The organism is Paenibacillus tundrae, from assembly GCF_030812775.1.
Classification (GTDB): Bacteria; Bacillota; Bacilli; order Paenibacillales; family Paenibacillaceae; genus Paenibacillus; species Paenibacillus tundrae_A.
This window is the reverse complement of the sequence record NZ_JAUSTI010000028.1, coordinates 36,580-50,673: the sequence shown is the minus strand read 5'-3', so window position 1 is coordinate 50,673 and position 14,094 is coordinate 36,580. Positions and strand designations below refer to the sequence as shown.

General features: G+C 48.4%; 12 protein-coding genes. 7 read left to right on the top strand and 5 right to left on the bottom strand.

Annotated elements, in window-relative coordinates; genetic code table 11:
- Positions 1–247: 247 nt before the first annotated feature.
- Positions 248–622 carry a nuclear transport factor 2-like protein gene (locus tag J2T19_RS27240; RefSeq protein ID WP_239291241.1) on the bottom strand — a complete coding sequence of 125 codons (375 nt, stop codon included), beginning with the start codon at positions 620–622 and terminating at the stop codon, positions 248–250.
- 154 nt (positions 623–776) lie between these two features.
- Between J2T19_RS27240 and J2T19_RS27235 the strand changes: the two genes are divergently transcribed.
- The 3 genes from J2T19_RS27235 to J2T19_RS27225 all read left to right on the top strand — a co-directional run bounded on the left by J2T19_RS27235 (position 777) and on the right by J2T19_RS27225 (position 3,129).
- Positions 777–1,094: an ArsR/SmtB family transcription factor gene (locus tag J2T19_RS27235; RefSeq protein ID WP_307221519.1), complete on the top strand. Its 318-nt coding sequence runs from the start codon at positions 777–779 to the stop codon at positions 1,092–1,094.
- A 74-nt stretch (positions 1,095–1,168) separates the two neighbouring features.
- Positions 1,169–1,984 (top strand): hypothetical protein, encoded by an 816-nt coding sequence (locus tag J2T19_RS27230; protein WP_307221517.1) that lies wholly within the window; start codon positions 1,169–1,171, stop codon positions 1,982–1,984.
- 185 nt (positions 1,985–2,169) lie between these two features.
- The gene (locus tag J2T19_RS27225; RefSeq protein WP_307221516.1) at positions 2,170–3,129 is read left to right on the top strand and encodes an MraY family glycosyltransferase; all 960 of its coding nucleotides are present in this window, start codon (positions 2,170–2,172) and stop codon (positions 3,127–3,129) included.
- A gap of 194 nt (positions 3,130–3,323) precedes the next feature.
- Here J2T19_RS27225 and cydC read toward each other — a convergent pair whose 3' ends face one another.
- The 4 genes from cydC to J2T19_RS27205 are packed head-to-tail and all read right to left on the bottom strand — an operon-like array spanning position 3,324 to position 9,474.
- Entirely contained in the window at positions 3,324–5,201 is a 1,878-nt protein-coding gene (gene cydC, locus J2T19_RS27220; RefSeq protein ID WP_307221515.1) for a thiol reductant ABC exporter subunit CydC, read from the bottom strand.
- Positions 5,202–5,203: 2 nt separating this feature from the next.
- The gene (gene cydD, locus J2T19_RS27215) at positions 5,204–7,057 is read right to left on the bottom strand and encodes a thiol reductant ABC exporter subunit CydD (RefSeq protein WP_307221512.1); all 1,854 of its coding nucleotides are present in this window, start codon (positions 7,055–7,057) and stop codon (positions 5,204–5,206) included.
- Between the two features lies 1 nt (position 7,058).
- Positions 7,059–8,087, bottom strand: a complete 1,029-nt coding sequence (gene cydB / locus J2T19_RS27210) for a cytochrome d ubiquinol oxidase subunit II (protein ID WP_307221511.1) — start codon at positions 8,085–8,087, stop codon at positions 7,059–7,061.
- Complete coding sequence (locus J2T19_RS27205) at positions 8,059–9,474, bottom strand: cytochrome ubiquinol oxidase subunit I (protein ID WP_307221510.1); 1,416 nt, start codon at positions 9,472–9,474, stop codon at positions 8,059–8,061. The genes cydB and J2T19_RS27205 overlap by 29 nt, the downstream gene beginning before the upstream one ends.
- Before the next feature lie 400 nt (positions 9,475–9,874).
- On the opposite strand from J2T19_RS27205, the gene J2T19_RS27200 reads away from it, so the two are divergent.
- The 4 genes from J2T19_RS27200 to J2T19_RS27185 are packed head-to-tail and all read left to right on the top strand — an operon-like array spanning position 9,875 to position 14,049.
- Entirely contained in the window at positions 9,875–11,176 is a 1,302-nt protein-coding gene (locus tag J2T19_RS27200; protein WP_307221508.1) for a hypothetical protein, read from the top strand.
- The gene (locus J2T19_RS27195) at positions 11,176–11,967 is read left to right on the top strand and encodes a glycosyltransferase (protein ID WP_307221507.1); all 792 of its coding nucleotides are present in this window, start codon (positions 11,176–11,178) and stop codon (positions 11,965–11,967) included. Before J2T19_RS27200 ends, J2T19_RS27195 begins: the two co-directional genes overlap by 1 nt.
- Before the next feature lies 1 nt (position 11,968).
- Positions 11,969–13,378, top strand: coding sequence for a glycosyltransferase family 4 protein (locus J2T19_RS27190; RefSeq protein ID WP_307221505.1), 1,410 nt, complete (start codon positions 11,969–11,971; stop codon positions 13,376–13,378).
- The gene (locus J2T19_RS27185; RefSeq protein WP_307221504.1) at positions 13,375–14,049 is read left to right on the top strand and encodes a class I SAM-dependent methyltransferase; all 675 of its coding nucleotides are present in this window, start codon (positions 13,375–13,377) and stop codon (positions 14,047–14,049) included. The genes J2T19_RS27190 and J2T19_RS27185 overlap by 4 nt, the downstream gene beginning before the upstream one ends.
- The last annotated feature ends 45 nt before the right edge of the window (positions 14,050–14,094 follow it).

Below are 14,094 nucleotides of genomic sequence, written 5' to 3'. Positions count from 1 at the left end.
TCAAGCGAAACTCAAACAGCGCGCACCGATTGAATATCGATGCGCGCTGGCAGCATAGCTTTTTTCATCTGTCTACTTGACAGGGGTATGACCACTATGCAGGCAGTCTTCTTAGGATTTATTCAGCTAAGTTTCAAAAAATTGATAAGGATCGTTCCGCTAGGCCTACTTTTCTTATCAAAAGAAAATTCAATTCGGAGAACAGCTTTTACGCAAAGCCTAGCTGTACGACAATAATTAACCCAAATTACTGATTATATTTACTAAAAGCGTCCTTATCATCTTGTACATTCTCCAGATATATAATCTGTCCCGCATCATTCAGTCGGGCAATATCAATCCCTGTTTTGGCATATACCTTACCGTCAGCAGACTGCCCGCATACCGCCCAATTGGTCTGATAGCTACCATCCGGTTGAAGCTCCCATTTCTCCCACATATGTTTGACATCACTGTTGTACTCATAGAACGCCTTCATGAAACCTTCAAACCCTTTTCTGCTCGTTCCGTTCAATACAATCTCTGCATCAGGTGTAAAGAGAGACAATAGATCTTGCATCGCACGCTCATCTGCTCGGGAAGCGTCAAATAAGCGGAAATAGTTGTTTAATAGTGTGGTCATGGTAATCCTCCTAGTAGACTAACTTTATATTTTAGTTCGAATTTTTTCGAAATGAACAAAAAGAAATGTAACATAATTTATCCCCCATAACAATAATTAGTTCGAAATTTTTCAAACATTGAAAGAACACGCTGATTATGCTAACGTCATAGATATGAGAACTCCTACTATTCCTACGGCTTCGGAAATGAAGTTGACTACAGTGTGTAATGCACTCGGGGATCCGATCCGCATGAAAATTGCACATTGTTTAGCCAGCTCCGGCGAGAAGAATTGTTCCGCCTTCGAAGTAGATCATATATCAAAATCCACGTTGTCCCATCACATCAAAATTTTGCGTGAAGCTGGTGTGATCCAGCCTCGCATTGAAGGCAAGCAGCATTTTTATTCTTTACGAAAGGACGATTTGAATACGCAGTTTCCTGGTCTTGTAGACATGATTCTGAATACAACAGAAGAATACGTGAGCTAACCGATCTAAACTAACCTACTTAACTACTTAACAAAAAGCATAGATTGAACAACCTCTATAAGGAGGCATCCTATATGGACAAGAAAGCAGCCAAAATACTGATGAGTACGTTCTGGGGCGGCGGAGGCTGGAAATCCGTGTCCACTCCCTTCTCGGGAGAAGACTTTGAATATGCCAAGAGCCAAGGCGTGATGTTCGACCCGCTGACGATTACGCATGACGAAATCGTGCAACGATTGTATGAAATTCATCAAGACGATACACTCCAAGAACGAGTGGTTACTGCATTTCTACATAGTTTTTCCACCAAAAAGGTACATTTACGCAGTGCCCTGTCCAGTTGGGCATTGACTTCACAGCTTCCTCTGCACACCTATCTCGAGCGGCGAGCTGTACACGCCAATACGAGTGCCTGCGGAGATTGTAATTTCCTGCGGCTTCAATCGGATCAAGAATACGTAAACGCAGATTTGAATGTACTCAATTTCGAACGGATCAAGTGGGGTGGCGTTCGCCACGGCTGGCTCCTCTACTGTCTGATGGATCTAGAACTTCTATACAAGGACACTGATGCAATCTCCGAAGTTACCCCTGAAGATCAAGCCATCCTGGTGAGCCTTCTGGAAGCTGCACAGACTGGTGATCCGAAGGATAGTGCTCGTTCACTTGAGAAGCGGTGGAAAGGTCTCTTTCCTTCCAGCAAACAAGAGCGGGATGCACTACTGGAAATTTGGGCCGCGGCTGGTCTGCTCGTTCCCACTGATAAGCCGAGAAGAGGCAAAGGCGGTTCCGGCGACTTTATATTTGTCGCAACCTGGCAAGGAGATGACGGCTACAATACAGAGGCTGCTCTTCGCTATTTTGCCCCGTATATGCCTCAGATTCGCTAGGGCGTTTCTCAAAATTCGCTGAAGTGCATCTTTTACCGCCTTTTTGCACCCTGCTGCGTCACTTTCCCATGAAGTGCCCGGCACGCATTTAATCTAGTCTGGTTACAATAATGACATCGACAGATTTCCTGCCAAGCTCGTATAATAAGAGGAAATGTGAAGATAGGAGTGAACGAAGAGAAGTTATGATATATCTTGTGGCATTTATGTTGTCTTTTGCTGTCGTGCTGGTGCTCATTCCGCCGCTCAGTCGTTTGGCTCATCGCCTGGACTTTGTAGACAAGCCACGTGAAGACGTGGAGAGAAAATTACATAGACAGCCTATTCCACTAACAGCTAGTTACGCGATATTCGTCGGATTTTTCCTTACATATATTATGTTTACCAAAGAACTTTCATGGGAAACGGCGGCTCTCGTGGCCGGCGGTATACTTCTGTTAACGATTGGTACCATTGATGATTGGTACAAAACCAAAGGGAAAGACTTTCCTGCGCTACCTAAGATGATTATTCAGATCTCCGCAGCTGTGCTTGTGTTCCTTTCGGGCATTGCCTTTACTGGGTTCGTTAACCCACTGAATTCCGAGTACATCATGCTCCCCATCTGGCTTCAGTTCATACTGACGATTCTGTGGATCTTCGGTGTAACTACAGTCATTAATTTCTCGGATGGTATGGATGGACTTGCGGGGGGATTATCGGCAATCTCAGCAGTTACATTGTTCATCGTTGCAGTCGTCAAAGGGCAGAGTGATTCTGCGCTCATGTCTATTATTCTAGTGGGTGTAACCTTGGCTTATCTTAAATACAATAAACCTCCGGCAAAAGTATTTATGGGAGATGCAGGGGCTACATTCCTTGGTTTTATTCTGGCTGTTATCGCTCTGGATGGAGCATTCAAGCAAGCCACTACACTATCGCTCTTTATCCCAATTCTAGCGCTTGGTGTGCCAATCTTTGACAATATCTTTGTTGTCATCAAACGGTTCATCCAAGGCAAAGCAATCTATCAAGCAGATGCAAGTCAGGCGCATTACCGACTTCTCCGTGCAGGCTTAAACCACAAACAGGTGGTAGCCGTCCTGTATCTGATCAGTACATGCCTCTGTCTATCGTCTATTATTCTTTTGCTTGTAGAGGCCTAGAGTATACGTATGCAAGATTTAATACTTCAAAAATAACACTAATAGGGCTGTCCCCGTCTGATATGCTCCCCCATATCGTAAACAGGTGAATTAATAATAGCCTGTTACGATACGGGGTGCAGTTCATTACGGGGCAGCCCCTTTTTTTCTATTACTTCATCCGCACCCTCCCCACCAGATCACCTCCAGCAATCTTATCTGGAAGCTACAGGTTGTAATGGACTCTCTCGTTTCTGCCGGTCTGCCCATCCGGGTCGATCAAGTTCAATGAGCCGCCGGTAGCGTTCTTCCCTAGCCAGCAGTTGTTCGTGAGAACCCTGCATGACGATCTTTCCCTTTTCCATAAAAATAAGTTCATCCATTTGCTCTGCACCCATCAGGTTATGGGTTACCCAGATCATCGTTTTACCCTTCATGCTGTCTAGAATCGTACGCATAAGTGCACGTTCCGTCAGCGGATCAAGTCCTACGGTCGGTTCATCGAAAATAACGATGGGTGTCTCACGGAGCAGAACCCGTGCAAGCGCAATCCGCTGCCGCTCCCCACCCGAGAAACGTAAACCTGTCTCCAGCATTGGCGTATCGTATGCCTGTGGCAAAGACTCAATCAGCTCAGCTAGACCTACTTGGGCAGCCACTTGCCGAATCTCTTCATTCTTAGCATCCGGACGCCCAATTCGCAGGTTATTCGCCACCGTTGTATCAAATAGATGTGGACTTTGGTTCAATACAGCAATGGCATCCGTCATGTCTTCACCAAGCGTTGGCACAGCTAAACCATTGATCAGCACCTGTCCACTTGTCGGTACAATCGCACCTTGGATTAGCTTCAAGAGTGTGGATTTGCCCCCACCGCTACGCCCTAGTATAGCTAATCGTTTCCCCTGGGGAAGATCGAGAGACACTTCCTGCACAGCATCGGCATCACTGGAAGAATAACGGTAACTGACTCCGTTAATCTCAATGTCTGCTCTTAGCTTAGGAGATATGCGCAAGCGAATACGGCGATTCGTCTCGTTCTCATTTTCCTGCTCTTGACCATTCGTCGTCCTTTTCGAAAAGACTTGCTCCTCATGAGCTTCAAGCTGATGCAGACGATTCAGCGATTCACGATATTGGGAAATATGCTCCACAGCATCGGCCACAGGAAGCAGAGCTTCCGTGAGTGGAAATAGCACTAAGACAAAGGCTGCAATCATGACGGCAGGCAGTTGCATCGCCGCCACTTCACCGCCTGCCCATACCGTGACGGACACAACCATAAGCCCAATGACGAGCTGGGCGACGAGATCACGCCATCTCTTCCACTGTCGCAACCTGCGACGAATGGCATCTGCTCGTCCTTCTTCTTCATCGTGTTGTTGCACAAATTCCACAGCGCGACCACTTGCCATCCAATCCCCTAGACCAAGAACACCATCCGTAAGACGTGTATATAACCTGCTATTTTCCCGTTTCAGCCTCACGTTTAACTTCCAAGTGACTTTCAGCGATATGGCAGGCCATACACCGATTAGGAACAACATGTACAGTCCCATCCAGCACGCAAATCCAACATCTACTGTACCAAAAGTAATCACTGCAGCACCGTAGATCACAAGCGACGTAATTGCTGGAAAGACGGTTCGTAGATAGATATCCTGAAGACGCTCGACATCCTCTGCAAGTGCCCCGAGTACATCCCCTGTCTGCATGCGGGAACGAAGAAATAGCGCCTGCGGCTCCAGAATTCGATACAGCTTCACGCGTTGATCCGCAAGCACGCGCAGTACTGCATCATGCCCAGCCAATCTCTCGACGTACCGGAACACAGCTCGGAAAATCCCGAAGGCACGTACGCCTACAATCGGTACATAAACCATCAGAATATTCTCAGGACGAAGAGCAGATGCAGAGATGAGGTAACCCGAAGTGAAGAGCAGCAATACGGCACACAGCATCGCGGCTGTGCCCAGTGCAATGACCCCTGCGAATCTCCAGCGATACTGCTTCACATAAGGCGTGATCCAATCCCATTTTCTCTCTGGGCGGAGGTCACGCTCTGTCACGATTGATTGATCTCCGGCTCTCATCCTTACACCGCCTCCATCTGGGCTTGAATCATCTTATAATACACGCCTTGACGTGCCATCAATTGTGCATGCGTGCCTGTCTCCGCCACAGTTCCAGCTTCCATGACGATAATCCAGTCCATATGCGGCATCCAGTGTAGACGGTGGGTAGCGAGGAAGACCAGCTTGTCTTCAAATAGCGGCAACATCGTCTGCTTCAGCTCATATTCTGTCTCAACATCCAGATGTGCCGTCGGTTCATCTAATAGCAACATGGGTCTCGCACCTAACAAAGCCCTCGCTAGAGCGACACGTTGCTCCTGTCCACCGCTGAGCTGTCGACCACCAGAACCAATCACTTCATCTACTCCATGTGGCAATGACGATACCAGTGAACTCAGTCCCGCTGCACGAATCGCTTCAGCCAGCTCTACGTTCGATGCCTCAGGTTTATAGAGACGAATGTTATCCGCTAAACTACCGCTAAAAATATAGGGATGCTGCGGGATAACTGCAGTCTGACTTCTCCACGACTTCACCATATCTGGAGATATTGGTTTCCCATCCACAACCATGCGACCAGAGGTGGGCAACTGAAAACCAGCTAATACATCAATTAAAGTGGATTTGCCCGCTCCACTGGCCCCGATAATGCCAACTTTGCTCCTGCCCGAAACCTGAAACGTCACATCTGTAAGCGAAGGCGGAGCACCCTCTTCATGACGAACCTGTAGATCCGTTAACGCCAATCGGCTGGTCTTGTTCCATAGCCCATCGTAGGTTGGAGGCTCGCCCTCTTGGGTTAATTGCTTCTGCTGAACTGCCGACCGCTGAGAATCTGCAAGATGTATCTTCACCGTTGCTGAGGGTTTGTTCTCCCTTTCGGTATGCGAGATCACCTGATCGTAGGTTTGCTTTTGCTCACGTTCAGCTTCCTTGCCTCGTTCAATCATCCGATGAATCGCTTGTCCTGCTTCCTTGCCATCCAATGTTGCATGGTAATCCGCACCGACCATCCGTACCGGCAAGAAATATTCTGGAGCCAGAATAAGCACTGTTAACGCAGGGCCAAGCAGCATATGTCCTTCCGTTAGCCGCAGTCCCAGACCAACCGCCACCGAAGCCACCGATAACATCGTGAAGAAGTCGAGTGCAAATGAAGAGAGAAATGCCATTCGTAGCGTAGACATTGTAGCTTTGCGGTAACGCTGACTAACCTGGATAATCGTCTGTGCATGCCGCTCGCTCTGTCCCAAGGTTTTTAATGTTTCTAACCCACGCAAGGTGTCGACAAAATGATTGGCTAGTGCTTTATATGATTTGAACTGACCATCTATTTTGCGTTGCGCGGCCAGACCAACCAGGATAAGGAATGTGATCAGAATAGGAAGGGTCAGCATGAGAATCACCCCGGACATTACGTCCAATTTAAACACGTATAACAGCAGCACAATCGGTATGAATCCCATCCCTAACATTCGGGGAATGAACAGTTCCAAATACGTTTTATATTGAGCTGTTCCCTCTCGTGCCAAAGTCACCAGATGCCCTGTGCCTTCCGTCTTCGCAAAGCGTGGACCTAATTGAAACCATTGCTCCACCAACTGTCTTCGTAGATCGGTTCCCGTTCGCTCAGCATATTGTGAGGTCACAAGCTGCAACCAATAAGATATAGCATAGCGGGCAGCAAAAGCAGCCAGGAACAGCAGCAGTACCGGGTACTGCTCTGTTACGGATGAACCTTCAAACAAAGCTGTGATGGCCTGTGCCAGCCATTTGGCCTGCATAATGATCGTCATCGCCTGCAGCATGACTAGCGCTGAAGCCAGCGCCAGTACTGGCCGGATGCCCGGCAGTTTCATCAGCCCACGTCCCATATCAGTACTCCAGGTGGTGCTGCTCGTTCAGGCGTTTACGGAACACATAATAACTCCAGATCTGATAGCCAAGGACAAACGGCAATAAGGTGCACGCTACAATCGTCATCACTTTCAAGGAGTAGCCACCTGAGGAAGCATTATATACGGTCAGGTCAAATGCAGCGCCTAACGAACTGATCATCACTCTTGGGAACAGACCGATAAATACCGAAGCAAAAGAAATCGCGATTACAGCTCCCGTCATACCAAAAGCCCAGCCTTCCCGTTTCTGACGAACGAAATAATTCGCTAAAGCCAGTGCTGCTGCCCCAAGGATCATCATGATCCAGAGTGCCCAACCCCGTACAGTGAAAATATCGGTCATGAGATAGGTCATCACCGTGTAAATGGCAAGCATAACCGCAAGCGGAAGCATCAATTGGCGCGCTGTATGGAGAGCACGCTCTCTTAGGTCGCCAACAGTGCGCAGTGAGACAAATAGTAGTCCATGAACTAGACACAGCATGGTCACACTTAAACCGCCCACGACCGTATATGGATTAACGATGTCTAGAAAACCTGCACGAAGCTGCATCTCTCCATCAATCGGCAATCCCTTCATCAGCGTTGCAAACACAACGCCGAACAGAAATGGCAGCAGAGCACTGGATACAACGATGATGATATCCCACGTTTTGCGCCACTGTTGCTGCTTTACTTTACTGCGGAATTCAAATGCAACCCCGCGTCCGATCAGAGCTAACAGCACTACAACTAGCGGTAGGTAAAAACCACTGAACAACGTGGCGTACCAGTGCGGAAAGGCCGCAAACATGGCGCCCCCTGCCGTAATCAGCCATACCTCATTTCCATCCCAGAACGGGCCAATTGAATTAATGAGTGTACGACGCTCCCGGTCTGTCTTGGCGATGATACCTGATGACATGCCTACACCAAAATCGAAGCCTTCAAGGAAAAAGAAACCGACAAACAACACAGCGATCAACAAAAACCACAGCTCACTTAGTGACAACGGAATACCCCCCATCCACGCCGAACGGATCGGCCGATTCGTCCTGATCTTCTGGCTTATCTACGGCATATGGCCCCGCTTTGATCTCACGCACAAATAGATAAACCATCACGATACCTAGAACGGTGTAGGCAGCCGTGAATGCAATGGTTGAGAATAAGATCATCCCTGCCGATACATTCGGTGAAACACCGGCCTCCGTCGTCATATATCCAAATACCGTCCAAGGCTGCCGACCAACCTCGGTCATGATCCATCCGGAGGTGTTCGCAATAAACGGCAGAGAGATGGCAAATACCATGAGGCGCATAAACCACGGCTTCGCCACTTCCAGCTTCTTGCGCATAGCCAGGTACGTACCATATAAAGCCAGTGCAATCATCAAACCACCCGCCGCAATCATAATGCGGAAGCTCCAGAAGGTCGTACGCACCGGTGGGATGTAATCTCCAGGGCCGTAGGTCTGCTGGTATTCAGCATTCAATTCTTTCATCCCCTTAACGCTGCCCGAAAATGTACTGTACGACAGATAACTCAGCAATCCAGGGATCTTGACCTCCCCTGAATTCTCCTGCTTATCTGGATCGATGAAAGCAACCACCGTCCATGGTGCAGGGTCTTCTGTGGTTGTCCACGTTCCTTCACTGGCCGCCATTTTCATCGGTTGTGTTTCAACCAGGTATTGTGCCTGGAAGTGCCCAGAGAAGGCTACACCGAAGGAGGATACAAGACCAATAATGATTGCAATATTGAACGATTTGCGGAAGATCTCAACGTCCTGCTTTTTCATCAACTTATAGGCACTAATTCCTGTTACAACAAACGCTCCTGTCATTAATGCGCCAAAGATCGTATGCGGGAACTCAACGAGCAGCTGACCATTGGTAATCAGTGCGAAGAAATCATTCATCTCGGCTCGGCCGTTGGTAATCTCGAAGCCCACTGGATGCTGCATGAATGAATTCGCTGCTAATATCCACAGTGCCGATAAGAAGGTACCGACAAATACCAGCCAGATGCAGGCCAGATGGACTTTTTTGGACAAACGATCCCAGCCGAATATCCATAGTCCTATAAAGGTAGACTCCATAAAAAACGCCAGCAAGGCTTCAACAGCCAGGGGCGCACCGAATACATCCCCAACAAAGCGGGAGTACTCCGACCAGTTCATACCGAACTGGAACTCTTGCAGGATACCTGTAACGACGCCAACCGCAAAGTTAATCAGGAACAATTTGCCCCAGAACTTGGCCATCGTTTTGTAAATTTCTTTCCCCTTCATGACGTACAACGTCTCCATGATCGCTACCAGCAGTACTAAACCGATGGACAGCGGCACAAAAAAGAAATGGAAGATCGTTGTGAGCGCATATTGGATTCGCGATAGCATGATCGGATCCATACCGTTACCCCTTCTTTCTGTTCTATTCGCATGATTATGTATGTACCTGGGATTGAAGCTACACCTTCGCTGTCTGTCCACCAAATACATTGATGAACGTATTGTGCCAGATTACCTATTTTATACATGTGATAATAATCACAAACTTATTCAAAAAATCCACAAAAATGTGACGACGGTCACACATTAGTACGAATTCAAAGTACGGTTCTCTGTTATTTGGGACGCTTGTCAACTTCGTCTATTCACGGAAGTTGCTCATGTTTGAGACGGAATGCCCATATGTTAATGTCAGGCAACCTATTCCTTGTGCGACAAAGGCTTTACATATGGATTGAGTCGAATGATTATATCCGTGTTATCCGAGTCTAAATGCAAACAAAGTGAGGTGATCCAGCCCGTGGAAGAACCTGTACAATCCAGTGAGAGTCAGATTCATCCGAACGAGACAGCTCAAAAATATAAGGAGACGTCCTTCTCTCCAATTCAATACGTTCTATTTCCCCGTAAAGGGGGATGGTCGGCATTTCCTTATCCAGACATTGCTGCACTACTGGCTGCTGAAGGAGCAGTCTACTACGTTAGCCATCTGGAACGGTTAAACGATCTACCTGCAGCGATTACGTTAATATCCTTACCGGAGGCGGGAGCACTGCTACAACATCCTCGTACTGTTGCAGTTGTTGCGCATCCGTACTGGCTTACCGCAGTAGCCTCCATTCGGCCTAATTTATTGATAACACTCCTGCCAGAGCCTGCCCAAGAAGAAGCCGATTCCCCGCTCTGGGAGAGCTGTGTTAGCAAGCTTGTTGGCATTTCTGATCTAGTATGTACGTCCTCAGAGACCCGTTATATGAAACTGGTATTTCAAGGTGTCCGCACTGTCTGGCTAGGCGGGGAAGATTCTACACCCACGGGTATGATGCAAAAGGATGAGCTTGAAATTCCACTACGGGATTATGAAATGCTGTTTCTGCATGCACTCAAACAGATCCTTAGCAGTGCAGCAGATACGGTTACCCAGCTTCAATGTAAGCTAAGAGCGGATTATTATCGTAAGCTACGTTCCAAAACAGGTGCACATGAGACGATATCCTTTTTGCTCGCTGCTTATGAATATATATTGGAAGACTCGCGGGCGGCAACAACAGTCCAAGAAGCGTTTGTCCATGCGATCACATGTGGACGCTCTGACTGTGTTCAATCACACTACCGCTTCCTCTCTGCCATTCAGGCAAGAGCCGGGGAGGTGGAGCACGCACTACAGGTGTATGGAACTACCGCCGCTTCGGATCAGGAAAGGCATCATTACGAGCAGTTATGTCGCTGGTTGGAGGCTGGAGAGCATCAGCTCGTGCAGGCAGAATTATTACGTCTAAATGATGATTATGGAACGGCTTTAAAAGTACTTGATGAGCTCGGCGGAGAAACGGCCCGGCACTGGAAGTTTCGCATTTTCCAGGAAACCGGACGTGTAGAGGAAGCACTTAAACTGGTTCATGCCGCAGACATTGTAGATCAAGCCAGCCAGCAGGATTATCGTCAATTGTCCGGCACCGCGCTAGCTCTGCGGGGAGAACGCCATGGGGCAGTGAAGTTATTTCTAGAGTCAGCTCTTGATGATGAACATGCTCTTGCCCGAATCGTCGAAATGGAACTGCTGGAACAAGCGATACAACAGCTGCTTGGGGAGGTGCCCTAATGTTTGATCCAAAGAAACGCAGACAGCATATGCGGGAGCCAATCCTCGAGACAGAGCCAGCCTCCATCCGGCGAATCCGCAAAAGCCAAAACAACAAACTGACTGCAATGCTTCAGGTTCGAAACGAACGTGGGCGATATCTGGAGGAAGTGCTGCACAATCTGAGTGATTTTGTAGATGAGATCGTGATCGTGGATGATGCCAGTACAGATGGAACACCAGACATCTGCCGGTCTTATCCCAAGGTTGTCTGCTTAGAGGTGCTTGAACAACCGTTATTTGCTCAGGAATGGCGTCTACGTAACGTCTTATGGCAAGCGGCTGTGAGTACCTCACCAGACTGGCTCCTATCTGTCGATGCTGATGAGTTGTACGGGACAAAAGCCAAACAAGCCGTGCGGGAGCTCATTAACCAGGAGCATGCGGACTGGGTTGCATTTCGGTTCTACGATATGTGGGGTGGACGTACTCACTATCGAGAGGATGAACTATGGAACCTACATCAGAGGCACACAGCCTCACTTGTGCGATATATACCTGAATATCCCTACTTCTACCCACAGCAAAATCATCACGTTCCCCGTCTCCCCCTATCCTGCATGGTCTTGCCTGGCATCCATACCGAATTAAAAGTACAACACCTCGGCTGGGCAGGTAGTCTGGAAGATCGGGTGCGTAAATATCTGCGTTACAAGCGCATTGATCCAGATGGACAATGGGGCAGTCTCGAACACTATGAGTCTATTCTTGATCCGGAACCCCGGCTGGTTCCTTGGAAGGAGGAGCAGTGACATGGGGGTAGTCAGCATTCTAACACACAGCTTCACAGACGGGTACAACCGGGAGTTCGCACGGGTATTCGGCGGTGGACTGGAACGATATATTTTGGATCTATGTAGTGTCATCCATGAGATGGGACACATCCCTGAAGTGCACCAGTTATCTTATTTCGAGGCTTTCCAGACACGTACAGGACAGATTGACGTCTTCGGTTACCCATACGATATGAACGACGTGCCTGAAGCCTTCGCTCGAATGGCCGAAGCTGCACGTGGTCCTATCATTTATGCTAGCTGCATCTGGCAACCGATAGCTTATAAACCTGGTAGTCTTGGTATCTGCCATGGTATTAACTGGGATCGCCCCGGTCTACCACTTGAAACAAAACAACAGGTTGCCGAGCATATTCAGCAGGCTGTGGATGGTCTGCTGAATATCGTATCTGTGGATTCTCATTTTCAGACGTATTGCCGTGCTTCATGCACGTTCAGTGACCCTGCACAGCTCATTTTGATTCCGAATGCAGTCGATACCTCATACTTCACCCCTGCTCCTCCTCGGCGTCAGATGCAGCAAGAACAGGAGGCACAGTGGCTATCCCAGTGGAAGGAAGACCTAGAGCAGCATGAAGATAGTTTAGATCGTATCTTCATCTCCAGCACGCCTGATGCCCCACCTCCTGGTCTAGAGCGAGATCAGCATATAGATGCGGATGTACCTAAGAGCATGCTTACACAGAAGCCGGAGGTGCACAGCGAAGAGAATGAAGAAAGTAAAGAGAGCAAGGAGCAGCATGATGGATTTACTGTAGCTAATAAGTTGAACGAACAAGATGCCATATCCCGCCCAGTGCGTATCCTCTATCCACGTCGTGTCAGCTTGGAACGTGGCATCATTCCGATGATGCTAGCGGCAGATCAGTTGCTTGGAGCCTTTCCAGATCTAGAGATCGAGTTCGCCGGAGAACTGGTTGAAGGCAGTACCGTAGGTCGTTCCTTCCGTTACTGGCATCGCACACACCCGCATGCTAATCGGATATTTCACCGTACGTATGATTTCAGGGATATCCGAGAGGCATACCATCACGCGGATATCGCGGTCATTCCTACGATTTTCTCAGAAGGCACCTCCTATGCCTGTCTGGAAGCGATGAGCTGCGGGTTACCTGTGGTCGCCTCTAATGTGGGTGGACTAAATGATCTAATTCAGGATGGATTCAACGGATTGCTCGTTCCGCCAAACCAAGAAGCGCTGACTGCTGCTCTCGTCCGACTTGTCCAAGATAGAGCTGAGCGGGAACGGCTTGGTATCTATGCACGCGAAACAGCACTCGCCTATGATCTATCCCGATGGAAACGCAAATGGAGTGAGGTACTCCGTACATTTCTTGCTGACGCAGATATGAAGGAAGGGGTTCGATGATGATGGATGCAGCGGATCAGACAGAATTAATGGAATCTAGATATGTTCGACGTAACGACCCGAAGACCGATACACTGATATTCCCCTTACATCCGGCATGGTGGAGCAGACCTTATGAATACGAATGGGCTCGTCAATTCGCCCGTCCGAGTGACGTTGTTCTAGACGCTGCCTGTGGCATCTCACATCCCTTCAAATTCTGGCTCGCAGAGCAATGCCAGGAGGTTCATGCCTGTGATTGGGATGATCGCATATTATCGGAGGAAGCCATCCGGCTGGACATCATCTCAGACTTTGGCGAAGAAGTTGCACGTGATTTTCCTAGGTTCTACCTAACCAAACTGCACCGTGCACAGGCTAATCTCGCGCAGTTACCCTATGAAACAAGCACATTTGACCGCATCTTCTGTATCTCTGTATTGGAGCATTTAGATACAGGCACGATGCTACGTGCGTTTCGAGAGTTCGCCCGAGTCATGAAGCCAGATGGAAGGTTAATCGCAACGTTTGACGTGCCCGAGATGCGTCCTGACCTGCTCGAGACCATTATGGCTGTAACCGGATTAACGATTGATGGGAAGCTGAGCGTGGATGAGCCTGAGGATGCCATCTGGTCTGACATGTATGGCACCCCCATTCGTTGTTTTCGGGCAGTCATTCGTAAAAGTTAACCGATTGAACGCCGGGATCTATAAGTGCGTATTCAAACAGATCGG

Bases quoted from the DNA above. Each gene is read 5' to 3' on its own strand.
- J2T19_RS27225 (WP_307221516.1), top strand. From the start codon at position 2,170: ATGATATATCTTGTGGCATTTATGTTGTCTTTTGCTGTCGTGCTGGTG.
- J2T19_RS27240 (WP_239291241.1), bottom strand. From the start codon at position 622: ATGACCACACTATTAAACAACTATTTCCGCTTATTTGACGCTTCCCGA.
- J2T19_RS27185 (WP_307221504.1), top strand. From the start codon at position 13,375: ATGATGATGGATGCAGCGGATCAGACAGAATTAATGGAATCTAGATAT.
- J2T19_RS27205 (WP_307221510.1), bottom strand. From the start codon at position 9,474: ATGGATCCGATCATGCTATCGCGAATCCAATATGCGCTCACAACGATC.
- J2T19_RS27235 (WP_307221519.1), top strand. From the start codon at position 777: ATGAGAACTCCTACTATTCCTACGGCTTCGGAAATGAAGTTGACTACA.
- cydD (WP_307221512.1), bottom strand. From the start codon at position 7,057: ATGGGACGTGGGCTGATGAAACTGCCGGGCATCCGGCCAGTACTGGCG.
- cydC (WP_307221515.1), bottom strand. From the start codon at position 5,201: ATGAGAGCCGGAGATCAATCAATCGTGACAGAGCGTGACCTCCGCCCA.
- cydB (WP_307221511.1), bottom strand. From the start codon at position 8,087: ATGGGGGGTATTCCGTTGTCACTAAGTGAGCTGTGGTTTTTGTTGATC.
- J2T19_RS27195 (WP_307221507.1), top strand. From the start codon at position 11,176: ATGTTTGATCCAAAGAAACGCAGACAGCATATGCGGGAGCCAATCCTC.
- J2T19_RS27190 (WP_307221505.1), top strand. From the start codon at position 11,969: ATGGGGGTAGTCAGCATTCTAACACACAGCTTCACAGACGGGTACAAC.
- J2T19_RS27230 (WP_307221517.1), top strand. From the start codon at position 1,169: ATGGACAAGAAAGCAGCCAAAATACTGATGAGTACGTTCTGGGGCGGC.